At 57.3% G+C, this 26,382-nt stretch carries 25 protein-coding genes; 2 read left to right on the top strand and 23 right to left on the bottom strand.

From position 1 onward, the window contains the following. Positions 1–82: 82 nt before the first annotated feature. The 13 genes from V7Q49_RS02185 to V7Q49_RS02125 form a co-directional block, all read right to left on the bottom strand. The gene (locus V7Q49_RS02185; RefSeq protein ID WP_333849092.1) at positions 83–646 is read right to left on the bottom strand and encodes a helix-turn-helix transcriptional regulator; all 564 of its coding nucleotides are present in this window, start codon (positions 644–646) and stop codon (positions 83–85) included. A gap of 78 nt (positions 647–724) precedes the next feature. Next, positions 725–949 carry a hypothetical protein gene (locus V7Q49_RS02180; protein ID WP_333849091.1) on the bottom strand — a complete coding sequence of 75 codons (225 nt, stop codon included), beginning with the start codon at positions 947–949 and terminating at the stop codon, positions 725–727. 335 nt (positions 950–1,284) lie between these two features. Continuing rightward, a complete protein-coding gene (gene cheZ, locus V7Q49_RS02175) occupies positions 1,285–1,929 on the bottom strand; it encodes a protein phosphatase CheZ (protein ID WP_142486242.1) in 645 nt (214 codons plus the stop codon). Between the two features lie 10 nt (positions 1,930–1,939). Further along, the gene (cheY, locus tag V7Q49_RS02170) at positions 1,940–2,329 is read right to left on the bottom strand and encodes a chemotaxis response regulator CheY (protein WP_333849090.1); all 390 of its coding nucleotides are present in this window, start codon (positions 2,327–2,329) and stop codon (positions 1,940–1,942) included. 16 nt (positions 2,330–2,345) lie between these two features. Beyond that, on the bottom strand, positions 2,346–3,395 hold the full coding sequence (locus V7Q49_RS02165) for a protein-glutamate methylesterase/protein-glutamine glutaminase (protein WP_333849089.1): 1,050 nt from the start codon (positions 3,393–3,395) through the stop codon (positions 2,346–2,348). Continuing rightward, positions 3,392–4,261: a protein-glutamate O-methyltransferase CheR gene (gene cheR, locus V7Q49_RS02160; protein WP_333849088.1), complete on the bottom strand. Its 870-nt coding sequence runs from the start codon at positions 4,259–4,261 to the stop codon at positions 3,392–3,394. The genes V7Q49_RS02165 and cheR overlap by 4 nt, the downstream gene beginning before the upstream one ends. A gap of 19 nt (positions 4,262–4,280) precedes the next feature. After that, positions 4,281–5,882: a methyl-accepting chemotaxis protein IV gene (gene tap / locus V7Q49_RS02155; protein WP_333849087.1), complete on the bottom strand. Its 1,602-nt coding sequence runs from the start codon at positions 5,880–5,882 to the stop codon at positions 4,281–4,283. Positions 5,883–5,926: 44 nt separating this feature from the next. Next, positions 5,927–7,582: a methyl-accepting chemotaxis protein II gene (gene tar / locus V7Q49_RS02150; RefSeq protein WP_333849086.1), complete on the bottom strand. Its 1,656-nt coding sequence runs from the start codon at positions 7,580–7,582 to the stop codon at positions 5,927–5,929. Between the two features lie 83 nt (positions 7,583–7,665). Then, on the bottom strand, positions 7,666–8,631 hold the full coding sequence (locus V7Q49_RS02145) for a Csu type fimbrial protein (protein WP_333849085.1): 966 nt from the start codon (positions 8,629–8,631) through the stop codon (positions 7,666–7,668). Next, positions 8,628–11,012: a fimbria/pilus outer membrane usher protein gene (locus V7Q49_RS02140; RefSeq protein WP_333849084.1), complete on the bottom strand. Its 2,385-nt coding sequence runs from the start codon at positions 11,010–11,012 to the stop codon at positions 8,628–8,630. Before V7Q49_RS02140 ends, V7Q49_RS02145 begins: the two co-directional genes overlap by 4 nt. After that, complete coding sequence (locus tag V7Q49_RS02135) at positions 10,988–11,746, bottom strand: fimbrial biogenesis chaperone (protein ID WP_442913052.1); 759 nt, start codon at positions 11,744–11,746, stop codon at positions 10,988–10,990. The genes V7Q49_RS02140 and V7Q49_RS02135 overlap by 25 nt, the downstream gene beginning before the upstream one ends. 16 nt (positions 11,747–11,762) lie before the next feature. After that, positions 11,763–12,242 carry a Csu type fimbrial protein gene (locus V7Q49_RS02130; RefSeq protein WP_333850468.1) on the bottom strand — a complete coding sequence of 160 codons (480 nt, stop codon included), beginning with the start codon at positions 12,240–12,242 and terminating at the stop codon, positions 11,763–11,765. Between the two features lie 84 nt (positions 12,243–12,326). Beyond that, positions 12,327–12,896, bottom strand: a complete 570-nt coding sequence (locus V7Q49_RS02125; protein ID WP_333849083.1) for a Csu type fimbrial protein — start codon at positions 12,894–12,896, stop codon at positions 12,327–12,329. 412 nt (positions 12,897–13,308) lie between these two features. On the opposite strand from V7Q49_RS02125, the gene V7Q49_RS02120 reads away from it, so the two are divergent. After that, positions 13,309–14,568 carry a dicarboxylate/amino acid:cation symporter gene (locus tag V7Q49_RS02120; RefSeq protein ID WP_333849082.1) on the top strand — a complete coding sequence of 420 codons (1,260 nt, stop codon included), beginning with the start codon at positions 13,309–13,311 and terminating at the stop codon, positions 14,566–14,568. A 203-nt stretch (positions 14,569–14,771) separates the two neighbouring features. On the opposite strand, the gene cheW is transcribed toward V7Q49_RS02120, so the two are convergent. The 6 genes from cheW to flhD form a co-directional block, all read right to left on the bottom strand. Continuing rightward, on the bottom strand, positions 14,772–15,275 hold the full coding sequence (gene cheW / locus V7Q49_RS02115; RefSeq protein WP_032611989.1) for a chemotaxis protein CheW: 504 nt from the start codon (positions 15,273–15,275) through the stop codon (positions 14,772–14,774). Positions 15,276–15,296: 21 nt separating this feature from the next. Continuing rightward, positions 15,297–17,318 (bottom strand): chemotaxis protein CheA, encoded by a 2,022-nt coding sequence (cheA, locus tag V7Q49_RS02110; RefSeq protein WP_333849081.1) that lies wholly within the window; start codon positions 17,316–17,318, stop codon positions 15,297–15,299. Positions 17,319–17,322: 4 nt separating this feature from the next. After that, positions 17,323–18,252, bottom strand: coding sequence for a flagellar motor protein MotB (gene motB, locus V7Q49_RS02105; RefSeq protein WP_333849080.1), 930 nt, complete (start codon positions 18,250–18,252; stop codon positions 17,323–17,325). After that, entirely contained in the window at positions 18,249–19,136 is an 888-nt protein-coding gene (gene motA, locus V7Q49_RS02100; protein ID WP_333849079.1) for a flagellar motor stator protein MotA, read from the bottom strand. The genes motB and motA overlap by 4 nt, the downstream gene beginning before the upstream one ends. A 123-nt stretch (positions 19,137–19,259) precedes the next feature. Then, positions 19,260–19,838, bottom strand: coding sequence for a flagellar transcriptional regulator FlhC (flhC, locus tag V7Q49_RS02095; protein WP_333849078.1), 579 nt, complete (start codon positions 19,836–19,838; stop codon positions 19,260–19,262). Between the two features lie 2 nt (positions 19,839–19,840). Next, a complete protein-coding gene (gene flhD, locus V7Q49_RS02090) occupies positions 19,841–20,191 on the bottom strand; it encodes a flagellar transcriptional regulator FlhD (RefSeq protein ID WP_142486257.1) in 351 nt (116 codons plus the stop codon). A gap of 786 nt (positions 20,192–20,977) precedes the next feature. Between flhD and uspC the strand changes: the two genes are divergently transcribed. Further along, complete coding sequence (gene uspC, locus V7Q49_RS02085) at positions 20,978–21,406, top strand: universal stress protein UspC (protein WP_333849077.1); 429 nt, start codon at positions 20,978–20,980, stop codon at positions 21,404–21,406. A 20-nt stretch (positions 21,407–21,426) separates the two neighbouring features. Here the strand turns inward: uspC and otsA are convergent, their stop codons facing one another. The 4 genes from otsA to araG form a co-directional block, all read right to left on the bottom strand. Beyond that, positions 21,427–22,851 carry an alpha,alpha-trehalose-phosphate synthase gene (gene otsA / locus V7Q49_RS02080; RefSeq protein WP_333849076.1) on the bottom strand — a complete coding sequence of 475 codons (1,425 nt, stop codon included), beginning with the start codon at positions 22,849–22,851 and terminating at the stop codon, positions 21,427–21,429. After that, positions 22,826–23,632, bottom strand: coding sequence for a trehalose-phosphatase (otsB, locus tag V7Q49_RS02075; RefSeq protein WP_333849075.1), 807 nt, complete (start codon positions 23,630–23,632; stop codon positions 22,826–22,828). The genes otsA and otsB overlap by 26 nt, the downstream gene beginning before the upstream one ends. 175 nt (positions 23,633–23,807) lie before the next feature. After that, the gene (araH, locus tag V7Q49_RS02070; RefSeq protein ID WP_333849074.1) at positions 23,808–24,788 is read right to left on the bottom strand and encodes an L-arabinose ABC transporter permease AraH; all 981 of its coding nucleotides are present in this window, start codon (positions 24,786–24,788) and stop codon (positions 23,808–23,810) included. Positions 24,789–24,802: 14 nt separating this feature from the next. After that, entirely contained in the window at positions 24,803–26,317 is a 1,515-nt protein-coding gene (gene araG, locus V7Q49_RS02065) for an L-arabinose ABC transporter ATP-binding protein AraG (RefSeq protein ID WP_333849073.1), read from the bottom strand. Positions 26,318–26,382: the final 65 nt, after the last annotated feature.

Genomic DNA, 26,382 nt, shown 5'->3' with positions numbered 1-26,382 from the left:
CGTGACCAATGGGTTAATTAAGGGCGTTAAAAGGGCCGATTTAGGGCTTTCGGCGGTTCCAGGGGTTATCAGAGGCGTTTATTTATGCGCATGCAACCCGTTTGTGACGGCGTGCCACCAGTGATGCCGCGAGAGACTCAATTTGTTCGAAATCTTTTGAGGCGCTGTTCCTGAGCACCAGATTCCACTTGCTGAGGACGCGGGCGTTTACCACCAGTTCGCTCTCCTGTTTTAAGCGGCCATTGGATGCCAGCCAGTGAGCCACTTCGCCCCAGTCCCACAGCGGAGACTGACCTTTAATACGCTGGATGGGGCAAGGAAAATCACCGCTTCCGCGGGTGCCGTCTTTCAGCATGGCGATCGCCTGGCGCGACATGTTGGTCATTTCGGCTATGTCGCTCAAACCGACAAGAGCAGAGTCGACAGATTCTACAATAGCGCCGATACCGGCCGATTCGATATTGTCGATCGCAGAGGAGATGGCTGCATCTAAGGAGTCTGCTTCCCGGTCAAATATGAGATAGACGGAGTTTCCGTATGCGCAGATCAGCGCATCGTCACAGCCGCTTTTGTAGAGTGCATCTTCCAGCCCTTCAGTCTCACTGGTTACGCCGGAAAGGGTCAGAGTGAAGTTATAAAGCGCCATAGCCCCTCTTTATATCGTTGTTTGCTTTTTTCTTGTATTCGGTAAAACGTGGCCGCAACCACGTTTTACCGGGCGAAATCAAAGGCAATGTTTTACATTGCGGATGATTTGCATGGCATGGTTTTCCGCGTTTTTCGGCGTCGACCATACGCTCATCTGATGATCCCGATGTTCACCTTCTGGGTTACCACAGCGTAACTTGCAAAAACAGTGCGCTGAATGACCTGGTGGGACCCAAACCCAGCCTTTACTCAGGGCATATTCAACCGCCTCCTGAATATGCTTGTTTGGATGTTTCTTCATTTGCCTCCGTGTTCAGGATTTTATTGCGACGCGTTGACACTTGTCAACGGTAAATATTTATTACCTTTCCGTGTCGCCCCCGCTTGCTATTTGCTGTCTACGGCCAGCAAAAGCACTGAAAACACTAACAGACTGGCGGAAATTGAAATAAAGGAAGTCATGGCAGATTGCTGATTCTGGAAGGATTATCGTAAAAAGGGATGAAACAGAGGCACAAAAAAAGCCACCTTCGCAGGTGGCTTTTCTGCCGGGTGGCGCTGCGCTTACCCGGCCTACAAAACGGTCAGGACTGTGCAAGTGCAGCGCCGCCAGGCAATTCCAGCAGAACGCAGGTATCAGAACCCTAAGCTGTCCAGCAGATCGTCGACCTGGTCCTGGCTTGCCACGACACCGGCTTTGGTGGTGTCGAGCTGTGGGCCATTGAGCAGGCTTTCGTTTTCGCGCTGCGGACGCGCCGAAGGCTCCGGCATGTTTTCCAACAGCACCATCAACAGCTGACGCTCGATCTCCTGGATCACATCCATCATGCGCTTGATCACCTGACCGGTAAGGTCCTGGAAATCCTGCGCCATCATGATCTCCAGCAGCTGGGCGTTGGTGAAGCTGGTATGGCCCGGTACGTCACCCAAATACTGGCGGGTATCGGTGACCAGTTCGCGGGCGTCGGACAGTTCGATTGGATTTTCGAACCACTCATCCCAGCGTTTGGTCAGCGCTTTCGCGCCCTTTTCCATCTCATCCTGATGAGGCTGCGACGCTTCAACACTGTTCAGCGCACGCTCTGCCGCCTGGGCAGTCATTTGCACAACATAATCAAGACGGTCGCGGGCGTCAGGAATCGCTTCCGCCGCCTCTGCAATGGCCTGATCCAGTCCCAGCTCACGCAGGCTGTCGCGCAGCATGCGCGTCAGACTGCCGATCCGGGCAATTATGTCGCCGGGTGAATGCTCATCCGTGGGTTTAATCGAAGGCTGCATCATCTCCCGTACCTCACATGCCGAGTTTCTCGAAGATCTTACCGAGTTTTTCTTCCAAAGTTGCAGCGGTGAATGGCTTCACCACATACCCGCTTGCGCCAGCCTGGGCTGCAGCAATAATGTTCTCTTTCTTCGCTTCGGCCGTCACCATCAACACTGGCAGAGAGGCCATCGCAGCATTCGCACGAATGGTTTTCAGCAGTTCCAGACCATCCATGTTCGGCATGTTCCAGTCGGAAATGACAAAACCAAAGCCGCCGGCGTTCAGTTTGTTCAACGCATCGACACCGTCTTCTGCTTCTTCAACATTGTTAAATCCCAGCTCTTTCAGCAGGTTGCGCACGATGCGACGCATGGTGGAAAAGTCATCCACAACCAAAAACTTGAGCTCTTTGTCCGCCATAAAACTACACTCCTCGTTAAATACGTATTGCCTGTCCGGCACTGATTTTTGCCAGCATCTGCTGACTAACCTGACTGAGATCGACCACTTCGCTGACGCCACCCATATTGATGGCCTCGCGCGGCATGCCGAACACTACACAACTTGCTTCATTCTGCGCGATGGTCCAGGCGCCAGCCTGGTGCATCGCAAGCATTCCGGCGGCCCCGTCGTTGCCCATCCCCGTCAGGATCACCCCAACGGCGTTGCGCCCCGCGTGTTTCGCCACCGAATGAAACAGTACATCCACCGACGGACGGTGCCGGTTAACCGGCGGCCCGTCATGAATTTTGATTTGATAGTTCGCTCCGCTGCGCGTCAGCTCCATATGCTTGTCTCCCGGGGCGATATACGCATGCCCCGGCAGAACGCGCTCGCCATCTTCCGCCTCTTTCACGCTGATCTGACACAGCTTGTTCAGACGCTCGGCGAAGGAGCGGGTAAAGCCTGGCGGCATGTGCTGGGTAATCAGAATACCGGGGCTTGAGAGCGGCAATGGCTGGAGTACATGGCGAATTGCCTCTGTTCCGCCGGTCGATGCGCCGATCGCCAGCAGTTTTTCCGAGCTCAGCAGCGGGCCCGCTTTCAGCGTGACCGGTGCGGCCATCGGCTTGTGCATGGCCACCTGCGCCCGCGCGGCGGTACGAATTTTTTCCGCGATCATCTCGCTGTACGCCAGCATCCCTTCACGGATGCCGAGCTGGGGTTTGGTGACAAAATCCACCGCCCCCAGCTCCAGCGCCCGCAGGGTGATCTCGGAGCCTTTGCCGGTCAGGGAAGAGACCATCACCACCGGCATCGGCCGCAGACGCATTAACTTCTCGAGGAAGTCGATGCCGTCCATGCGCGGCATTTCGACATCCAGGGTCAGCACGTCGGGGTTATATTTTTTAATTAAATCCCGGGCGACTAACGGATCGGGGGCCGTCGCCACCATTTCCATGTCGCTGTGGCTGTTGATAATCTCGGTCATGATCTGGCGCATTAACGCCGAATCATCAACTGACAAGACCCTGATTTTACTCATGCTTTATCCTTACTCAGCGCATATACCGTCTGCCCACGCAGGCTGAACTCGCGCACGAGATTGCTGAAATTCTCCGAGTGCCCGGCAAACAGTAATCCGTCCGGCTTGAGCAACGGCACAAAGCGGCGCAGGATCTCCTGCTGCGTCGTTTTGTCGAAATAGATCATCACATTACGGCAGAAAATGGCGTCAAACGGCCCCGCCACGTTGTACTGCTTCTCCAGCAGATTGACCATGGAGAACTCCACCGCATTCGCCAGTTCGCTGCGCACCCGCACCAGCCCGTCGTGCGGACCGGTACCGCGCATGAAATAGCGCTGAAGCTGCTGTGGCGACAGGGTTTTCAGCTCGTCCTGACGATAGATACCGCTTTGCGCTTTTTGCAGCACTTCGGTATCAATATCGCTGGCGACCACCTTCCAGCGGCCCGGCGCGGTACCCAGGGTATCGGCCAGGGTAATCGCGAGCGAGTACGGCTCTTCGCCTGTCGAGGCCGCCGCACTCCACACGCGATATTCGCCGCCGCTGCGGCGACGCGCATGGTCCGCCAGCACCGGGAAGTGGTGTGCTTCCCGGAAAAAGGCGGTCAGGTTAGTGGTCAGCGAGTTGATAAACGCCTGCCACTCCGCGCTGTTCGGGTTCGCTTCCAGCATGCCCAGGTAGCGACCAAAATCATCCAGCTCGAGGGTGCGCAAGCGACGCACAAGACGGTTGTAAACCATGTCCCGCTTGTGGTCCGCAAGCACGATCCCCGCGCGCTGGTAGATTAACTGACATATCCGACGGAAATGCGCATCGGACAGCGCGAGGCGCTGTGTCATCTGTAACAATAATGACGATTGCCCTGAGGGCAGTGGTGATGTCATAGCGCCTTCTTAATCACGTTCAGGTTCCGACTGGAACGGCCTGCGACCGCCCGACTTCTGTAACTGTTTCACTACGTTCATTCACATTAAATACCGCGACCAGCGAGGTCAGATGATCCGCCTGGCCGGCTAACTGGTCGGTGGCGGCGGCGGCTTCTTCGACCAGCGCGGCGTTCTGCTGCGTCACCTGATCCATCTGGCTGACGGCCAGCGCCACCTGCTCAATACCACGACGCTGTTCATCCGATGCCGAGGCGATTTCGCCCATGATGTCGTTGACCTGGGTGACCGAACTGACGATCTCGGTCATGGTTTTCGCCGCGGTATCCACCAGCTCCGACCCCTGCTGCACCCGTGATACCGACTCTTCAATCAGCACCTTAATCTCTTTCGCCGCGTTGGCGCTGCGGCTCGCCAGGTTACGCACTTCGCCGGCCACCACCGCAAAGCCGCGCCCCTGCTCGCCCGCGCGGGCGGCTTCGACGGCGGCGTTTAGCGCCAGAATATTGGTCTGGAACGCGATACCGTCGATGACGCTGATGATGTCGCCAATCTTCTGCGAACTGGTGGCGATCGCGTTCATGGTGTTCGCCACACGGGAAGCCTGTTCGCCCCCCTTCTTCGCCGTCTGCGCCGCGCTCTTCGCCAGACCGGAGGCCTGACGGGCGTTGTCGGCGTTCTGCCCGACGGTAGCGGTCAGCTGCTCCATGCTGGCAGCCGTTTGCGCCAGCGAAGCCGCCTGCTGCTCGGTGCGCGACGAGAGATCGTTATTGCCTTCGGCAATCTCGGAGATCCCGGTGTGCATGGCATAGCTGCCCTGACGCACCTCGGTTACCGTTTCGCGCAGCGAGCCCTGCATCGCTTTCAGGCTGGCGAAAATCGCCGAAATTTCGTTTTTACCGTACACCGCCACCGGCCGCGCCAGGTCGCCTTTCGCAATGCTGTCGAAATGGCTGCTGATGATTGCCAGCGGCTGGACGATCATCCTGCGTGACCACCACAGCGCGATGCTGGTCAGCAGGGCCGCCAGCACAATCATGGTGACGAAGACCACGCCCGACATGTGGTAGCTGTTGCGGCTGTCGTTACCCGCCACCTGTACAAACTGGTTAATCTCCTGCTGCCAGGCATCGGTGCTGGCGTCAAACGCCGCCTGCGACTCCTGCACCGGCGCGGTGAGGAAATCCGACAGCTGGTTGTTTTCCAGCCAGGTCGCCTGATGATCCAGATCGCTATACCACTGGCTGAACGCGCCCTGCATCGCTTTTTTCAGTTCGCCGTCTTTCTTGCCGATCGCCGCCTGCTCGTTAAAGCTCTTGAACATGCCGTCAGCCTGTTTCAGGCTGCTGCGCGCGGTGGTTATCAGCGCCTTGATGTCATCGGGCGGATAGCTCAGCGCGGTCAGGGTGCCCGCTTTATTCAGCGCCGTGCTGGCCTGCAGCAGTACGGCGCGGCTCTGGGTAAGCAGCGCGCGTTGCTGATTGCTGCTCTGCATCTCCTGCAAGTTCTGATAACCATCGCGAAAAGCCCAAAACGACAAGCCGTTACTGCCAACCTGCAACACCCCACAAAGAATCAAAATCAAAAACAGGGTGGTCGAGATACGAATACGATTTAACATCCACGCTCCCATTTAGCGGCCAGCAGCCGCGATTTAACGTTCGATCAAAATGTTTCCCAGTTCTCATCTTTCCCGGTGGTCAGCGCGCGTCCCTGAGCCGGTGCATTGACCGGCGCGGCCGGTTGCTGGCGGGTACGCGATGACACCGTTTTTCCCGGTGCAGAAGTCAGTCGAAACGCCGAAACGGCCATCTTCAGACGGCTCGCCTGCTCTTCCAGTTGCGCCGCAGCGGTCGCGGACTCCTGAACCAGCGCGGCGTTTTGTTGTGTGACACGATCCATTTCCGATACCGCCAGGGCGACCTGGTCGATACCACGACTCTGCTCATCAGAGGCCGAGGCGATTTCACCCATGATGTCGGTCACGCGCGTGACCGCGTTAACGATGTCATTCATGGTTTCTCCCGCGCTTTCCACCAGCACCGAGCCGGTATCCACGCGCGCGACAGAATCTTCAATCAGGGCTTTGATCTCTTTGGCGGCATTGGCGCTGCGGCTGGCGAGGTTACGTACCTCCCCGGCCACCACCGCAAAACCACGCCCCTGCTCACCGGCACGGGCGGCTTCCACCGCGGCGTTCAGCGCCAGGATGTTGGTCTGGAAGGCGATGCCGTCAATCACGCTGATGATGTCAGCGATCTTCTTCGAGCTGCCGGCGATGTCGTGCATGGTTTTCACCACGCCGTCCACCACTTTGCCGCCGCGCTGTGCGGTTTCCGAGGCGCTGTTTGCCAGCTGGGACGCCTGACGGGCGTTGTCGGCATTCTGCTTCACGGTGGCGGTTAACTGCTCCATGCTGGCCGCGGTCTCTTCCAGGGCCGACGCCTGCTGCTCGGTGCGGGAGGAGAGATCGTTGTTGCCCATCGCGATTTCGCTGGTGCCGGTGTAGATGGCATCCGAGCCCTGGCGCACGTTAGCGACCGTCTCGCTCAGGGAGCGCTGCATGTGATCCACGGTGACCGCCAGCTGGGTGATCTCGCTGCGTCCGGCGATGGTGAGGGACTGGGTCAGATCGCCGCTGGCAATCTGACGAATGTGCTCAATCACGCGGTTTAACGGGTTAAGCAGGGTATGACGGATACCGTACCAGACCCCCACCAGCACGATCGCCAGCGCCAGGGCGAGGATCCCCATCTGCCATTTGGCGAAGGTGTAATCCGCAACGCTGGCGTTGAACGCCTGCTGGTTACGGGCGTCAGAGGCGGTGACATAGTCCCGCAGGGCGGTGCCGAGCGCATTCTGCTTTGACTGGGTCGCCTGGGCGAAATAGGCATCCATATTGCCGCTCTCCAGGAACTGGATCAGCTCCGTCAGCGCTGCGGCGTAGTCCTGATATTTGTCACTGATGGTCTGGCTCACCTGCTCCATCGACGGCTGTGGCGCGATGGCGCTGTAGGCTTTGAAGTGTTTGTCCGCTTCCGCCAGCGTGGTGCGGGCGCTGTTGATCAGTTCAGGCTGCGGCTTTGAGGGATCCGTCGCCAGACGCGCGGAGGCGCGGCTCAGGTTGATGCGCGTTTGCAGCAGGTAATCCCAGGTGGAGGTGATTTCGCTTTGTTGAACGCGGAATTGGTTGGAAACCGCAAAACTGTCCTGGTTAGCTTTAATGGAAGAGAAAAAGAGACTGCCGGAAACGAGCTGCAACAGAGCGAAGACAGCCAGCACCAACATCAGCATTGTGACAACGCGCATACGGTTCAACATACAACACCTTCTCATAGATTTGTTCTCGGTGTTATCGGCACAACTGACAGGAACTTTACATTTGCGAAAGGGAAAAGCGTGGGTCAGAAGGCGACGTCGACGACCAGGGTGTCGCTGTAGTTACCGGCGGGAGGGGTGGTCTGATTCGTCAGGACGCGGGCGGTGTAGTTATAGCTGCGTAACAGCCCGTCGGCGCTCACCTGGGAAGAGGCGCCGCTGGACCAGCGTTCGCTGCCGCTGCTGCCCCAGCGACTGGCGGTGGCTTCCTTATAGATCTCATAGCTCATGCGGTTATTGCCGCTGGCCATCTGGCGCACGTTATTGCTGGCATAAGCGCCGTTATTAATGCCGATGGTGTAGACGCTGCCCTTGGTGCAGGTGACCGAGATGGCCTGGGAGACGGTGGGGAAGTTCTGCACCAGCGGCGCGCTGTTGAAGTTGACATTCGGGGTAGTCATGGCGCTGCAGTCGTTGGTCACCGTCATGTTGAGGGTAATGCTGGTCAGCGCGGTGCCGGTTTGCGGGGTGGTGCATAATCCCAGTACGCCCAGCGAGCAGACGCTGTAGCTCACGCTGAAATTGAGAGTCACCTGATAGGGCCCGGCGCTGACGTTCTGTCCGGCGACGGTGCGAAAATAGAGCGGGATGTTGTACTGCGTTGAACCGAGCAGGCTTAACAGCGACGAACCGCTCCAGGTATAAGCTTTGCCGATCTGCACTTCGCTGCTGCTATTGCATGTGGTCTGACCGCACAGGCGAGTGGGGATCACGTCGGTGACGGTGGCGTTATCGGTGCGCTTCATCGTCCCGCGGCTGCTGGCGGCAATCGTGGCCCCGGTAAAGTTGAGGGTCACTGAATCGTTGGTCAGCAAATTTAGCACCTTATCGCAGTTCACCACCAGCGTACCGGTGGTGGCGACTTCATTGCTGCCGCTGAGGGCAAACGAGGTGACGCTGCCAAAGCTGGCGTTGACGGTGCTGACCCGGCACGCCCCCCAGCTGGTCGCCGTAAAGAGCATCAACATCACCAACAGCAGCAGGCGTTTCATGGTTCCACCCGGCATGTCAGCGGGCCGTAGGTTTGCAGCTTATGCTCCGGGTTCGCCGCAAGCGTCAGGGTGACGTGGCAGCCTTTGCCCTCCGGCGTGATAACCTCCAGCGGATTGACGTCCGCCAGATCCTCCAGCCAGGCGAGCCCATCATAGCCGACCACCACTGGCTCCCGGCCCTGGCGTCGCACCTGGCTGCCGAGAGGGATCGCCTCCCCTGCCCCGTCGTGGAGGATCACGCTGGCGACGCGCTCCTGCTCCATCGGGAAATCAACCAGATAGCCGCTGTTGCGCCGCAGGGCGACCCGGCGCTCGGTCTCCTTCAGGCGGGTGTCGGCGGGTAAATTGAGGGTATTGATGCTGTAGCTGGCCGGGTAGTAGGCCGAAACGCCGCTGATCAGCAGATAGCCGTTGCGATTGGTTTTACCCACCGGCTGGTTTTCATAGCTGACCGGCACGTCCGGCTGGCCGTCGGTGCTGACCACCACGAAGGCGTCGTTGATTTTGTTGGCGGCAAACAGCTCCCCGTCCATCAGCACCAGGGCCCCCATCGCCTCGCCCCACCAGGTCATCATGTCCCGATCGCCATAGCCGCCGCCCTGCAATTCAATATTATTATTCCGCCAGCCCAGCGTGGCCTGCTGATAGTTGCTGGCCTGGGACTGGCGCGCCCACGCCATATTCCAGCTGAAGCCGCCGTCGGTAGGCATGGAGTGGTTATAGTTGAGACGCTGGGTGCTGCCGGCATCCGGGGTGTTTTCCAGGGTAATGGCGGCGCTGTCACGTTCGCCCAGCGGGATCTGTAGCGACAGGGCCACCGTCCAGTCGCCCTGCTGTTGATCCCGGCTGGCGGCGAGATAAATACTGCTGCTGCCCCACAGGTTACGGCTCCAGGAGAGGTTCAGCAGCTCGGTTTTCTGATCGTCAAAACTCTTCACCCCGATCCACGCCGCGCCGATATTGCCGTAGTCGCCGAGATTAAAGGTCAGGGAATATTGATCGCTGTTGCGGCTCAGGCTGGCGATGGGCTGGTCGTGTTCATCATAGACGGTGGGCTGATCGTAGAGCGCGAGGTTGCCGAAGCCGCGATCGCGGCGGCTGTGCTGGGTGGCGATGCTGAAGGCGTTGGTGCTGTACTGGTAGCCCCAGTTGACCTGCCCGCCGGTATCGCCGCGCATCTTGCTCTGGGTCCAGGCGCTGTTTACCACCCCGAAGCGCCCGAGTTTGACGATGGTCCCGGCGCCGCCCAGCGCCAGCTCCTCTGCCCCTTCGACGTGCCCTTCCAGCGTCAGCCAGTCGGTGAGGCCGTAGCGGTACGAGCCGCTGCCCGCGGCCGGACCGTAGTCAAAATTCTCGATGCCGTAGTTGCGCCGCAGGCTGCCGAGGGTCATGGCCCCGTCTCTGAGCCCCTGGCGGAGCAGATCGCTGGTGACATAGAACGGCATGGTGGTGCTGACCTGGCGGCCCAGCGCATCGGTGGTAACCAGTACCGCATCCCCGGCGCCGTTAATATAGGGCAGATTGGTGAGCGTAAAAGGCCCCGGCTGCAAACGGGTGGAGCCCGCCCGGTAGCCGTTGACGAACAGATCCACCGAGGTGGGTACCGCCGCCTCCCCGGAGAATTCGGGTAGCGGCCAGGTGACGAGGTCCGGGCGCAGGGAGAAATCGCGGCCGTAGCTGATGCCGCCCATGCGCACGCTGCTGCTCCAGCTCAGGGCGTCGCTGATCACATCCCCGGCGGTCCAGGTGGTGGCATCCTCTTCGTCGGTGATCGTCAGGGTGGTGTCGTAGCGCACGTACCCCTCCTGCTGCCCGCTGCCGCCGGACAGGTTTTTCCGCACGTAGCCGGTGGAGGATAACGATCCCCGGTCGTCAAAATAGCGAAACTCATGCCACAGGGAGGCCTGGCCGCCGCTGTGCTCGGTGTGGTTGGTGTAGAAGTCGTAGTTGAGCAGCGCCCCTTTGCCAAAATGGGGAGTGCTGCGCGCCATCTGGCCGCTGAAGGGGGTCACGCGCGCGCCGATCCACTCCCGCGGCACGCTGAGCAGCAGCCGCTGTCCGGTGCTGTCGTACTCGGTACGCACCTCCGCCATACGGCTGACGTTCACCTCGCCCGGCGGGACGTGCTCGGCGGGCAAACCGGCCCGGCGCAGATCGGCGCTGGCGACCAGATACTCCTCCTGTCGCCGGGTAACGGGCACCACCAGCCCGGTGTCGTAGTGGTTAACGATCAGCACCAGCTGGAATACCGCCTCGTCATTCATCGACTGCGGTACCGGCGGCGGCGGGAGCATATCATCACCGGGTTCGGCCCAGCTTGCGGCGCTGACGCAGAGCAGGATAAACATCGACGGCTTCAGTTGACGGGGGCCGACTGCCATTGCGTATCCCGGGCATTAATTTGCGCACGCATCTGGCCTGGCTGGTCGATCCCTGACGGTAGCGGCCAGCTGCGGGCACTGCCCGGCAGCACGTAACCCAGCAGGCCATCTGCGAGGGTGCGTTTCTGTCCCCCCTGTTGCAGCGTGACCTGGCTAAGGCGGACGTGCACATTGCCCTGATTGCGGACCTGCAGAGCCGGGTGGCCGTTCTCGCGGATCACCCGCCAGGAAAGATCCCGCGTCTCGGCCAGAGCGTGGTGCGCCCCGTCCTTAATGGTGGCGATCCCCTGGCCGTAGACAAACAGCGGAATGGAGTAGCGCATCTGCAGTTTTAACCCCATCTGCGGGGTCTCCTTATCCTGCGGCTGGGGTATTTCGTCCACGATGATGCGGTAGGCTTGCTCCACCCCGGCCGGCACCCCGCTCTGTTTAATCAGGCGGATTAACTGCTTGCTGCCCCTGGCGATGGTGACAATCGGCGGGCTGGCCACCACCTCCTGCTGGGCGGTGTAGCGTTCGAGCCCGTTCTCCTGCCGCCAGCGCACAATCCGCACCTGCATGGTGGTGGCACTGTTGCCCTGATTCTGCACCCACAGCTCTGTGGCTTTAGTATCTGCCGACAGCCACGGGTCGATGGGCCACAGCAGAATGGTGGCCGCTCCGTGGGCGGTGTTGAGCGTCGCCCCCAGCGCCATGAGCAGGCAGAGCGTGCGGGTTGCTGGAAATGCCTTCATCGTCCTTCTCCCTTTTTCACCACGACAGGGTCACGGTGAGTTGATCGGAATAATTTCCGGCCGGGCTGAATCCGGTCAGAAGCGCCACACCAAAGAGCGGTAGCGCAATGTTGTTGCTGTTGGTGTAAGTCACAGACACCGCCTGGTTAACCCCAATCTCACTGTTGGCCGCCAGGGAACTGCTGCTGTACAGGCGGTACGGGACCTGATTTGTCGCCCCGGCCCGCTGCATATTGCGCACCGAGGTGTAGTGCTGACCGCCATCGATGCTCATGCTCAGCGCCACGCCGGGCGTACAGGCAATGGAGAGCGATCCGTTCGGCACAAAGCTGGTATTCACCGATCCCCGCGCCACCCCGGTATGAGTGCCAAAATCCAGGGTGCCCAGCAGGCCACCGCTGCCTGCGGCGACTGAACAGCCGGGGGTGATCGTGGCGCTCACCTGAAAGGATTGCGTCGTCACCGCCTCGCCGTTTCCCGCCGCAAGCAGCAGCATGCTCAGGCCCAAAAAAGCGCGCGGTTTTCCCTCTCCCCGGTGATGGAGCTTTTGGTTATCCACGCTCATTAAAACGTGCTGGCGCTAATAGGTGACGCTGACGTTGATGGTATCGGTGTAGGTGCCAGGCACCACGGTGACGCTGTTTCCGCCGCCGGTGATGCGGCCGTACAGCGTGTAGCTGTCGACGCCCCCGGCGGTAGAAGTCACCGGCAGCGGTGCGTTGTTGGCAATGATGTTGTTAAACCCGCCGTCGCTGAACAGGCTGTAGGCCACGCCCTGGCTGGTATTGGCGGTATTCACCAGATAGCGCGCGGGCGTGCCCGGGGTGCCGACCACGGTGCCGGGCGCCGTCGCGTTGGTGTTACCGGTGATCGCCACCGTGTAGCTGGCGGTGGTGCATTGAATGGTGAAGGTGTTGCCGCCGCTGGCCCCGGTAAGCTGGGTGGTCAGCGTGGAGAAGGTCGCCGGATGGGTACCGAAATCGAGCGTACCGAAGTTAATACCGTCCTGCGTTGGCGAGCCGTTAATCAGGCAACCGTTGGTCAACGTCAGGGTTGCGCCAATGGTGCCGCTGCTGGTAACAGCCTGGCTATTGTTGGCGGCCATCGCCAGAAGTCCACCGGTAAACAGCATCAGGAGCTTTTTATTCATTTTCCACCCTCCAGAAAATGTCACTTGGGGTTATCATTTTTTGATAACACTCAGTCTGTTAGCACCCTTCATGCTGCTGCCGGGTGGTTATTGTGAAATTTAGTTTAAGGTTTCGTTCTCAACCACTTTTTACCCCCTGACTCATGCTTTTACCGTATTGACAACTATTTACAAATAAAAACAAACAGATAAAAAATGTCACTCACCGGATTTTTAGCTTTTGGGGAAGATATATTGATTATAATGTGATCTGCATCACAATATATCGCCACAGAATTATTAACAAAACTAATAAATATTGAAATGCCCGCTTTTTTACTTCAATTTAGGTTATGAATCATTCATGCGCTGAATAATAAAAATTAAATACATCAGCTGATTAATTTCATCTTTCTGTTAATGAGGTATTTTGGTGGCAAGTGCAAACCGACTCACGATTTTCATCGTGGTCTTTATGCTGGCGGGCATTCTGTCCGGGGCAATCATTCATGAATATGCGTCAGCCGACGCGATCGCAGCCTGGTCAGACAACATCACTTTACTGACCGACATCTTTTTACGCCTGATCAAAATGGTCATTGCCCCGCTGGTGTTCAGCACCCTGACGGTGGGGATTATGCGTCTGGGCGAGACCGCCACCATCGGCCGCGTGGGCGGTAAAGCGATGGTCTGGTTTATCAGCTCCTCGGTGCTCTCCATTCTGGTCGGGCTGTTTATCGTCACCCTGCTCCACCCGGGCAGCGGCCTGAACCTGGCCATTCCGGCCGGGACGGTGGAGACCGGGCTGGCGACCAGCGGCATGTCGCTGAAGGGCTTTCTTTCCCACACTATTCCCACCAGCATTGCCGGGGCGATGGCCAATAACGAGATCCTGCAGATTGTGGTGTTCTCGATGTTCTTCGGCATCGGCGGCGCGTCGCTGGGGGAGAAATTTAATGCCCCGCTGGTGGCCGCGCTGGACGTGGTTTCCCACATTATGCTGAAAGTGACCGGCTACGTGATGTACGTTGCGCCGCTGGCAATCTTCGCCGCCATCTCCTCGGTGATCGCCACCCAGGGGCTGGGGATTTTGCTTAACTACGCCTCGTTTATTGGCGGCTACTATCTGGCAATCGTCCTTACCTGCATGGTGCTGGTGGCGGTGGGCTATATGGTGCTGAAAAACGAGATCTTCCGCCTGGTGGGCATGCTGAAAGATCCGGTGCTGGTGGCCTTTACCACCAGCAGCTCCGAAGCGGCCTATCCGAAAACCCTCGAGCAGCTCACCCGCTTTGGCTGCTCGCGCAATATCGTCTCCTTTGTGTTGCCGATCGGGTATTCGTTTAATCTGGTGGGGTCGATGGTCTACTGCTCGTTTGCCTCGATGTTTATCGCCCAGGCGTACAATATTCAGCTGACGTTTTCGGAAATTACGGTGCTGATGTTGACCCTGATGCTGGCCTCGAAAGGCATTGCCGGGGTACCGCGCTCGGCGCTGGTGGTGCTGGCAGCCACTATCCCGAGTTTCCATATCCCGGTCGCGGGGATATTGCTGCTGATGGGGATTGACCACTTCCTGGATATGGGGCGGTCGGCGATTAACGTGCTGGGGAACGGCGTGGCGACGGCGATGCTGGCGCAGAATGAGGGGCTGCTGGAGGACGAACCGGTGTTAATTGAGCAGGACGCGTAAACCTCGATCCGTAGGCCCGGCAAGCGCAGCACCGCCGGGCGTTGCCGCATCAGGCACGGTGCGGCAATAAAAAAAGCCGGGTGGCGGCTACGCCTTACCCGGCCTACAGATGAATGCGGTCTGATGCCCTCACCCCGACCCTCTCCCACAAGGAGAAGGAGCAAACACTAAAAACGGCAACATAGTTGCCGTTTTGCGTTTACCTAGGCTACATGACTCGCCGCCACATCCAGCAGCGCCATCTCGTCGCTGTTCAGCAGCTTCTCGATATTCACCAGAATCAGCATACGGTCACCGAGCGCACCCAGACCGGTCAGGTATTCGGTGGACAGCGTGACCGCAAACTCCGGCGCCGGGCGGATCTGCTCGGCGGTCAGGGAGAGCACGTCAGACACCCCGTCAACCACGATCCCGACCACGCGCTGGCCCAGATTGAGCACGATCACCACGGTGTTGTCATCATACTCGACATCGCCCTGGCTGAACTTCACGCGCAGGTCGACGATGGGCACGATAACGCCACGCAGGTTGGTCACGCCTTTGATGAAATCTGGCGTGTTGGCGATGCGGGTCACCTGATCATAGCCGCGGATTTCCTGCACTTTCAGAATATCGATACCGTATTCTTCGTCACCTAAAGTGAAAACCAGGAATTCCTGACCTGACGGCTCGCCGGCCAGCTTGGTTACATTACTCATACCGGTCATTTTTTTACCTTCTTAACTGAATCAGGCGGCTGTGTGCGCCATACGTTGTTCACGATTTAATCCCTGAAGCGCCGAAACATCGACGATCAGCGCCACGCTACCATCACCGAGGATGGTGGCGGCTGAAATGCCTGGTACCTTGCGGTAGTTGCTCTCAAGGTTCTTCACCACCACCTGATGCTGACCAATCAGCTGATCGACCAGCAGAGCATAGCGGCGGCCCGCGCTTTGCAGGATCACCACAATCCCCTGCGTGGCTTCGGTTTTGGCGCCGTCCACGTCGAACACTTTCCACAGCTCCACCAGCGGCAGGTATTCGCCACGCACTTCCAGCACGCGCTCACCGCCCGCCAGTGGATGTAAATCTTCTTCACGCGGCTGGAGTGATTCCATCACCGCGTTCAGCGGCAGAATGAACACTTCGCCCGCCACTTTGACCGACATCCCGTCGAGGATCGCCAGCGTCAGCGGCAGCAGGATACGGATGGTGGTACCGGAACCCTGCTTCGACTTGATCTCAACGTGGCCGCCCATCTCCTGGATGTTACGTTTTACCACGTCCATGCCCACGCCACGCCCGGAGACGTCCGTCACCTGCTCGGCGGTGGAGAAGCCCGGGGCGAAGATCAGCATGCCCACTTCTTCGTCGGTCATGTTTTCGTTAACCGCCATCCCCTGCGACATCGCTTTCGCCAGGATACGCTCGCGGTTCAGGCCTGCGCCATCGTCGGTCACTTCGATGCAGATGTTTCCGCCCTGGTGTTCCGCAGAGAGGATCAGGTTACCGACCGGGGATTTCCCTGCGGCAACGCGGTTTTCCGGCAATTCAATACCGTGGTCGAGGCTGTTACGCACCAGGTGCGTTAACGGATCGATAATGCGCTCAATCAGGCTCTTATCCAGCTCGGTGGAGCTGCCCATCAGCGTCAGTTCGATCTGCTTATTCAGCTTAGTGGCCAGGTCACGTACCAGGCGCGGGAAGCGGCTGAAGACGTACTCCATCGGCATCATACGGATGGACATCACCGATTCCTGCAGGTCACGGGCGTTGCGCTGCAGCTGGCCCATGCTGGTGATCAGATCCCCGTGGTTCACCGGGTCCAGCTCGTTAGAACGCTGGGCCAGCATCGACTGGGTGATCACCAGTTCGCCGACCAGGTTGATCAGCTGATCGACCTTCTCAACGGCCACGCGGATACTGGTCGATTCGCTGGAGCGGGCGGCCGGTTTTTCGCGTTCGCCACGGTTTGGCGCAGCAGCTTCACCCGGAACGGCTTTCAGCACTGGCGCGGCGGGTGCCACGGCCGGCACCGCAGGGGCGGCTTCCGCGACCTCAGCCACCTCGGCAGCGGGTGCATCCGCTACCGCTTCAAAGTCGATCTGTTCAGGCTCAATCACAAAGCAGAGCACCGCGACCACGTCATCTTTGCTGATGCCGCCATCGAGGGTGGCCGCCAGGGTATCTTTGCCCTTCACCACGTTGCTCAGCGTCGCCAGATTGCTCAGTTCTTCTTCCAGCAGATTGACTTCGCTCTCTTTCAGACCGGAGAGCACCACACGCACGCGGTCGTCTGCGGCTGGCGCGGTGCTCGGCGCGGCGTCCACGACGCTCAGTTTCGCCGGGCTGACGGCCACGGCTGCCGTCTCGCCTTTGGCTTCCAGCGCTAACTGACGCAGGGCCTGGCAGATATATTCAAAGCTGGCAGCGTCCGGCTCTTGCGAGCTTTTATAGGCATCGAGCTGTTCCTGCATAATATCTTTCGTTTCCAAAAACAGGTTAATAATGTCGGTATTGAGCTGCATCTCACCGCGTCGGGCCTCATCCAGCAGGTTCTCCATCAGATGGGTTGTCTCCTGCAGAATGGTAAAGCCAAACGTACCGGCGCCCCCTTTTATGGAGTGGGCTGCACGAAATATGGCGTTGAGCTGCTCTGAATCCGGTGCCTCGGGCACCAGGTCCAGCAGGTGTTGCTCCATATCCGCCAACAGTTCGTCGGCTTCATCAAAAAACGTCTGGTAAAAATCGCTAATATCCATGCTCACGCTATCACCTCGGATTGGCTGGTGGCGATGTTGGAACGGCAGCCGAAGACACAGGGTCTGGCTGTTTTAAATCATCCAGTGACTCATTCTCACTTTCGGCGTTTTCGTGCAGGATGGCCTGCTCCGACTGCTTGTTGAGCACTAAGAGACTAATTCGACGGTTGATGGCATCTCCCGGCCCGCGGTCGGTCATGCGCATGGTGGCGGCCATGCCGACGACCCGCAGCACCTTGCCATCGTCCAGCCCACCGATCACCAGCTCACGACGGGATGCGTTAGCACGATCCGCAGAGAGCTCCCAGTTGCTGTACCCTTTTTCGCCACCGGCGTAAGGGAAGTCATCGGTGTGACCGGAGAGACTGACTCGGTTTGGGATCCCGTTCAGCACCGGGGCAATCCCGCGCAGGATGTCGCGCATATAGGGTTCCACTTCGGCGCTGCCGGTTTTAAACATCGGACGGTTCTGGCTGTCGATAATCTGAATGCGCAGACCCTCCTGAACAAGATCGATTTTCAGGTGCGGACGCAGGGCGCGCAGCTTCGGATCCGCTTCGATCAGCTGATCCAGATCGCCCCGCAGTTTCTTCAGGCGCGCCTGCTCCATGCGTTTTTTCAGATCGTCGATGTTAGGCTCGCGTTTTACTTCACCCTGCTTTTGCGTGTAATCATCTCCGCCGCCCGGGATCGGGCTATCGCTGTTGGAGATACGCGGCCCCGTCGACACCGCCGTTGCCAGCGGGGTACGGAAATACTCTGCTATCTGAATCAGCTCTTTCGGGCTGGAAATAGAAATCAGCCACATCACCAGGAAGAACGCCATCATCGCGGTCATAAAGTCCGCATAGGCGATCTTCCAGGAGCCATGGGAACCTCCCCCATGCCCTTTGTGCTTGCGCTTTTTGACTATGACGATGGGATGGGACTGGTTTTTCATGCGTCCTCAGTGCTCGTCTGCTGGTTTGGATTCTTCACCGCGCGCACGTGCTCTTCGAGTTCGATGAACGACGGACGCTCGCTGGAGTACAGGGTTTTACGACCAAACTCTACCGCGATCGGCGGAGCATAACCGTTCAGGTTGGAGAGCAGCGTGATTTTGACGCACTGCATCATTTTGGTAGTCTCAGCGCTCTTCTGGCGTAATACGGTTGCCAGCGGAGAGATAAAACCGTACGCCAGCAGGATCCCGAGGAAGGTCCCCACCATGGCGTGAGCAATCAGCGCCCCCAGTTCAGCCGCCGGACGATCCGCAGAAGCCAGCGCGTGTACCACCCCCATTACCGCCGCGACGATACCGAACGCAGGCAAGGAGTCACCCACCATTGCCAGGCTGTTGGCCGGCACTTCCGCTTCGTTTTCGTGGGTTTCGATCTCTTCGTCCATCAGGGCTTCGATTTCGAAGGTGTTCATGTTGCCGCTGATGATCAGACGCAGATAGTCGACGATAAATTCGAGCATCATCGAATCCGCCAGGATCCGCGGATAGCTGGCGAAGATCTCGCTCTCTTTCGGATTCTCGATATCGCGTTCCAGAGAGAACATCCCCTGTTGACGCGACTTGGCCATCAGGCGATAGAGCAGCGCCAGCAGGTCCATATACATACTTTTGGTGTATTTCGAACGACGGAACAGTAACGGCAACGCTTTTAACGTTCCCTTGATCGCCTTGCCGTTGTTGCCAACGATAAACGCCCCTACCCCTGCACCACCGATTATGATCAGTTCGGCCGGTTGATAGAGTGCCCCAAGGTGCCCGCCGGTCATCATATAACCGCCGAAAACTGTACCGAGAACTACCAGGTAACCTAATACGATAAGCACGACATCATCCTTCCGCTAGTGACTTTAGCCAGGAGACAGAGTTCGGGGGTTTAGCCTTCCGCGGGGCAAAAAAAAGCAGCGGTAATTTCTTACCGCTGCTGGAGTCTTGCCCGTACGTTCGGGTTAAACAGCCTGTTTGATCTGTTCATCCAGCAGTTGTGGATTACTATCGGCAACATCCCGGGAAAGTTTACGTCTTTTTACCGCGCGAGACGGTGGTTGGCACAAACTGCAGGCAAAGCTGCCGGCGGGCTGATGTGCGTGGGTGATAAAGTTACCGCTACAGCAGTTGCAGCGAGACAACTCAAGCAATCCGCTTTCCACAAAACGCACCAGCGTCCATGCACGGGTCAGTGCCAGCAAAGGGCCTTCTTCAGGCTGCGGGCACTGCTCGAGGTAAAGTTTGTACGCTTTAATCACTGCATCAACGCCGCTGCATAAGCCGGTCTTCAGCAGATACTGCCAGGCATTACAGAACATGGAAGCATGAATATTCTGCTCCCACGTCATAAACCAGTCGGTGGAAAAGGGCAGCATGCCTTTTGGCGGCGGGCTACCACGTAATTCTTTATACAGTTTGATAAGACGACCACGGCTCAGCTGTGTCTCGCTTTCAAGCATCTGCAAACGAGCACCAAGCGTAATCAGTTCCATCGCCAGTTGAATGTCACGCGCTTCCTGAACAATGCTCTTCTCACTCATTGTTAAGCCCTTTTCTTACGGGCTGCGTCATCAGGCTGGCTGATTTCGTTAAGCAAACGGGTAGAAAGCAAAATACCGGTGTGAACCTGCTGCAGATCGTCCACGCGGGACTCCTGAGTCAGTTGGGTCACAGTCTGGTGATTATCGAAACGGAACTGACACACTAACTGGTTAGTTTCAGCCAGTTTGACCATCTGTGGCAGCGTCAAACCACCAAGCGTTGTCGCCATCTCTTCATGAATACCCAGACGGAACATCGCAGAGGCTTTGTCCTGGCTAATCAAACGTTGTGCAAGCAATAAATATGACAGGTTGATGTCATAGATGTGTTTTAGCAATTCGGATGTGTTCATTTTCCCTTCCCGAATAACACTATATTCTTGTGCGGTAGACCGCACCCCGTGATGTCGCCGGGAAAACCCCGGTAAAAAAAAGAAGAAAAGACTAAAACGCTCGTTGAATTAAGTTCTGTATTGATGAATCACGTAAAGAAAAACAAAATTTGCTTCTTACACAGTTATCACTTCTTACAATTAACTAAGATTTTTCCTAATTCGGTGCAACTCTACCCGTCCGATGTAGGACATACAATGCAGCCCCGCCCGAAATTTAAAATAAATGTGATCCACGTCACATAATTTAGGTGAATTAGAACCAAAAATCCATCAGTATCACTTCTAAATTGTTTACATTTTGAGCAAATAGCATCCAGATATATTCTGTATGGCCGAATATTCATGCACAAGTATGAACAAACCCGGCACGCCTCTTGCCTGGGGTTGACAATTTACAAATTTGCAAAACCGACAACATATCTAAGATAGAAACAGACTCATAAGCCATTGAAATAAAATAAGTAAAACTCCGATGAATACGTAAGTAATTTCTTTCGTTTATGGCGGAAAGATTGTTACATTGGGGTAATCCCCTTGTTTTTGCGGGGAATTCAATTGTATGATTTACGTTAAGAACCCTGTTTTACCCCACTTTGCAGGGGTTAACGCTATTCATTACATAAGAATATTTAATGAATAATTATGATAAGCATCACAGGAATGTCATAGCCCCCCCTTGCGTCAGCAGAAAATTCGCGCTAAAGCTGAGGAAGAGCTAATGGACAGATACGTCCGGAGGGTACAATGAGTTACTCCCATATCCTTGTTTCTGTTTCTGTTTCCCCCGAAAGCCATCAACTGGTCGCGAAAGCCGTGGCTATCGCCCGACCAAACCAGGCGCGCATCACTCTGGTGACCCTTTCCGCCGATCCTGAGATGTATAATCAACTAGCCGCACCGATGCTGGAAGATATTCGTGGCGTTCTTCAGGAGGAAACCCAGCAATTTCTGGGCGATCTTATTGCGCGCGCAGAATATCCCATTGCACAAACAGTTTGTGCAACCGGGGAATTAAGCGAGCAGATATTTGATATATGTCAAAAACAGAAGGTCGACCTGGTCATTTGCGGAAACCATAACCACAGTTTTTTTTCGCGGGCAGCCTGTTGCGCAAAAACAATCGTTAGCAACAGTAAAGTAGATGTGCTGTTAATTCCACTCAGCGCAGTTTAATGCGCTGAGTGGAATATTTATCAGGCAAGTTTAGGGAATGTTGCGACCTTTTTTTGCAGGTTGCTCTCCACGCTGCGGGGGGTGATCTGGTTCAGATCGTCAATGAAGCGCGCCTGCCAGCGGTCAATATCGTTCTCGCGGATCACCTTCATCATATCCGCATGTCGTGAGATACGCTCCGTCAGCGGCATATTCAGCGCCCGGTGCAGGGCGTTGGCGACATCATCGCGATCGTAAGGATTGACGATCAGCGCCGAGGTCAGCTCATTGGCGGCACCGGCAAACTGCGACAATACCAGCACGCCCGGGTCGGCCGGATCCTGCGCGGCCACGTACTCTTTCGCCACCAGATTCATCCCGTCACGCAGCGGCGTGACCAGCCCGACGTCGGCATAGCGGAACACTTTCATCAGAATTTTGCGTTCAAAATGCTGGTTAAGATAGAACAGCGGCGTCCAGCCCAGCTGACCGTAGCGGCCATTGATACGTCCGGCTTCGTTTTCAAGCTGATGACGAATGTCCTGATAGGCCTGCACCTCACCGCGCGAGGTGGGCGCGATTTGGGTATAGCGGATCTTACCGTGGTGCTCGGGATAGTTCTCCAGCAAGGTCTCGTAAGCCTGGAAGCGTTCCGGCAGCCCTTTTGAATAGTCGAGACGCTCAACGGAAAAGATGTTTTTAACGTTTTTAAGCTCTTCTTTAAGCTGCGCCAGCTTAGGCGGCAGCGGGCCGGAGGCTTGCTCAACAATCTCTTCCGGCTCAATGCCGATAGGATAAACTTCGGTGCGGAAGCGCTTGCCCCATGCGGAGTGCGAATCATCGTCATGGGCCGTCAGCCGCGTTTTGCTGGCCACGCTGTCGAGGAAGGCCAGTCGGTCGTTTTCGGTCTGGAAGCCCAGCAGATCGTAATCGCAGAGATCTTCCAGCAGCTCGTCGCTTGGCGGCAGCGCGTTGAAGATCTCCGGGGTCGGGAACGGAATATGCAGGAAGAAGCCGATGCGGTTGTTCACGCCCCGTTTACGCAACTCGCTGGCAAAGGGCAGCAGATGGTAATCATGCACCCATACCACGTCATCCTGCTGGACTAACGGCTGCAGCTTATCGGCCAGCAGGCTATTCACTCGCGAGTACCCTTCCCAGGCCTCACGCTTAAACTTCACCAGGTCGAGACGATAGTGGAAGGCTGGCCACAGCACGGCGTTAGAGAACTGGCTGTAATATTCATCGTAATTCTTTTCACTGAGATTAAACGAGGCCCAGGTGATGTTCCCGCGCGTCACCTTTTTTAGCGGTTTATCCTCGTTACCAATCTCTCCACTCCAGCCAAACCAGAGTCCCCCCGTACTTTTTAACGCCCCCAGCACCCCTACAGCCAGGCCACCTGCGCTGGCTTTTTTGTCGTCCGGGGGAGCGATGCGATTAGAAACTACGATCAAGCGACCCATAAGGTTTTCTCCTGTTAATTTGCGCTATTTCTTTTTCTTGTTGATGGTTAGCGGCTTTTATTACCCATTGCCAGACGTCGGGTACCGTTGCCAGCCGCCAGCTGGCTTTGGTCTCACCCGCGCCGACCTTCACTGATACCCCTTTAAGCTGGTTGACCACCTCAAAGCCGTGCTCATCGGTTAAGTCATCGCCAAAGAACACCGGCGTTCTGCCGAGGAAAGGCGCTTCATGCATAAAGGCGGAGATAGCTTCACCTTTATGGATGCCCCTCGGTTTGATTTCAACGACGCATTTACCCGGCTGAAGTGACAGCTGCGGATTGTCGTGCACTATCTTTTCCGCCAGGTTAAATACTTCCTGCTGATACTGGGGAGCCTGGCGATAGTGGAGCGCAAACGCCATCCCTTTAGCCTCAAGCTCGGTGCCGGGCAGACATAAAAGTGCCGTCGTCAACTGCGCATGCAGCGTCTGGACCAGATCCGGAGGAAGGGAAACGGTTTGCAAATGACCATGGATGTCGCGGCGCTCCGCCCCGTGTACACCGGCAAGCGGGAAACGGTAGGGTCTGGCGAGCTGATCCAGCTCGGCCATTGAACGCCCTGATATCAATGCCAGTGCCCCCTGATTCAACTGCGCGAGCTGATTGAGCGCCTCTAACACCTCTGTGGGAACCGCCACCTCATCGGGATGCGGCTGGATGGTTGCCAGGGTCCCGTCGAGGTCAAAAAAGTACGCATAGTTTTCAGCTAGTAATGGCGGTGAAGTTAACGTATCGGCCACCCTGATCCTCCTTACAGTTGGCGAGATGAAAAACTGTTAACATCTCAGTAGCCATGTAAGTATAGACAGTGTGACGGCGCTCGCCATTTGACAACCCCCTTCCCGCTGCGGCTGGAAAGGGGGTTAAGGTCGCGACTACACTTAAAAGTTAGGTCGCGGAAGGCAGGAAAACGGGTTAAAGGGTACGCTTGGCTTTTTGTTTGTAACGGTCGAAGATCACCGCTGCAAGCAGGATGAGGCCACGTACCACGTACTGCGAGAACGGGGAGATGTTCAGCAGGTTCATCGCGTTCTCTACCGTCCCCAGGATTAGGATCCCCGCCACCACATATGAGATTTTTCCGATGCCGCCTTTCAGTGATACCCCCCCTAAAACGCAGGCAGAGATAACGATCAGCTCATAACCGATGGAGGTCATCGGCTGGCCGCTGGTCATACGCGAAGCCAGGATTATCCCCGCTGCCGCCGACACCAGGCCGGAGAGCACAAAGATGATGATCTTGGTGCGAACTACCGGAACACCGGCCAGTCGTGCCGCCTCTTCATTACCGCCAATCGCCAGGGTGTTACGGCCAAAGGTGGTTCTGTTCAGCAGGAAACCAAAGACGATCAGGCAGCCGACGGTGAGCCAGATAGGCGCAGGCAAACCGAGCCAGTTGGCATAGCCGAGAGTGAAGAAGCGCTCGTCTTCAATCCCTACCGCTTTACCGTCAGAGATGATATAGGCCAGCCCGCGCACGATTTGCATGGTGGCGAGAGTCGTGATCAGGGCGTTGATTTTCAGACGCGCGATCACGAAGCCGTTCACCAGCCCGCTGAGCACGCCGAGCAGCAGCCCGGCCGCCACGCCAATCCACAAGCTTTCGGTCATGTTGATGACCACCGCGGTCGTCACCCCGGCGCAGGCAATAACCGAGGCCACCGACAGGTCGAAGTCGCCGGACGCCAGGCAGAACAGCATCCCGCAGGCGACCATCCCGGACATGGAGATCGCCAGACCCAGCCCCTTCATATTAATGAAGGTGGCAAAGTTAGGCACAAAGATGGCGCAACCGAGGAACAGCGCGGCGAAAACCACCAGCATGCCGTATTGATCCCAGATCCGCCCAAAGCTGAAGGCCGATTTCGGCGCTCCGGATGTAGTGACAGAGGACATCTTATTCTCCTTACTCAGGCGACAGCCTGGCTGACTTTAGGCATGGCGAGGCTTAACGCCTGCTGTTCATTCGCCTGTTCATGAAGCAATTCACCGGCAATGGCCCCTTCACGCATCACCAGGATACGGTCGGCCACACCCAACACTTCGGGCAGATCGCTGGAGGCGAAGAGCACCGCTACGCCGCGTTTTGCCAGAGCGTAAATCACGTTATAAATCTCGTGCTTCGCCCCCACGTCGATACCGCGGGTCGGTTCATCCAGCAGGATCACCTTCATCTCTTCCGACAGCCAGCGGCCCAGGATCGCCTTCTGCTGGTTCCCGCCGGAGAGGTTCATGATCAGCTGCTCGGCGCCCGGGGTTTTGATATTGAGCGAGCGAATGTGGTGATCGGCATTGCTGACCTCCCACGTATCGTTAATCAGGCACCCGGCACGGATGGTCTTGCGCCGCGCCGAGATATTGATGTTGTCCCGTACCGAATGCACCGGGATGATCCCCTCGGCTTTTCGGTCTTCCGGGCAGAGCATCATCCCCGCGCGAATGGCGTGCGCCGGTTTCTGAATATCGACCGGCTGTCCGTCGATAAAGACCTGGCCGCCGGTGATACGGGTTCCGCCAAACAGCCCTTTCATCAGCTCGCTGCGCCCTGCCCCCACCAGCCCGAACAGGCCGACGATCTCACCGCTGCGCACGGTGAGGCTGACTGGCGTGCGGACGCCCGGGGCTTTAACCTCTTCCAGACGCAGCAGCTCGCCGCCGTACTGGCGCGGCTCCCAGTGGTAGATATCCCCCAACTCGCGGCCCACCATCGCCTGCACCAGCTGGTCGTGGTTGACCTGCTGCATATCGGTGAAGGTGCGAACATAACGGCCATCTTTGAACACGGTGATGGCATCGCTGAGGGCGAAGATCTCTTCCATGCGGTGCGACACGTACAGAATGATGCGCCCCTCTTTACGCAGCTCGCGGATCACCCGGAACAGGTTCTCGATTTCGCGTGCCGACAGCGAGCTGGTTGGTTCATCAAAAGCGATGACTTTGGCATTGCGCGCCAGCGCTTTGGCGATCTCAACCATCTGCCACTGGCCGATGGAGAGGTATTTGAGCGGGGTCTGTGGGTCAATATCCAGCCCGAGGTGCTTCAGCTGCAGACCGGCTTCATAGTTGAGCAGCGAACGGTTCACAAAACCGCCCTTATGCGGGAGCTGGCCAAGATAGATGTTCTCCGCGACCGTCATCTCCGGCACCAGATGCAGCTCCTGGTAGATGATGGCGACGCCGGCGTTCAGCGCGGCGGTGGTATCCGCAAAGGCGACCTCTTTGCCCTGTATCGCCAGGGTGCCCGTCGTGGGGGAGTAGTTGCCGCTGAGGATCTTCAACAGCGTGGATTTTCCGGCGCCGTTCTCCCCCATCAGGGCATGAACCTGACCCGGGTAACAGTCAAAGCTGATGTCGGTTAGCGCGTTGACACCGGGAAAGGTTTTGCCGATGCCGCGAAATGAGAGATAGGGTTCAGAGTGTTGCATAGCGTCTCCGGGGATCGCGTCGTGAACGTCTGGCCCCCCAGGCTTCGGGGGGCACAATCACAGTA

The sequence above is a fragment of the Leclercia sp. genome (assembly GCF_036780805.1).
Lineage (GTDB): Bacteria > Pseudomonadota > Gammaproteobacteria > Enterobacterales > Enterobacteriaceae > Enterobacter.
Note: the sequence above shows the minus strand (reverse complement) of the source record. Positions and strands in the feature narration are given on the sequence as shown.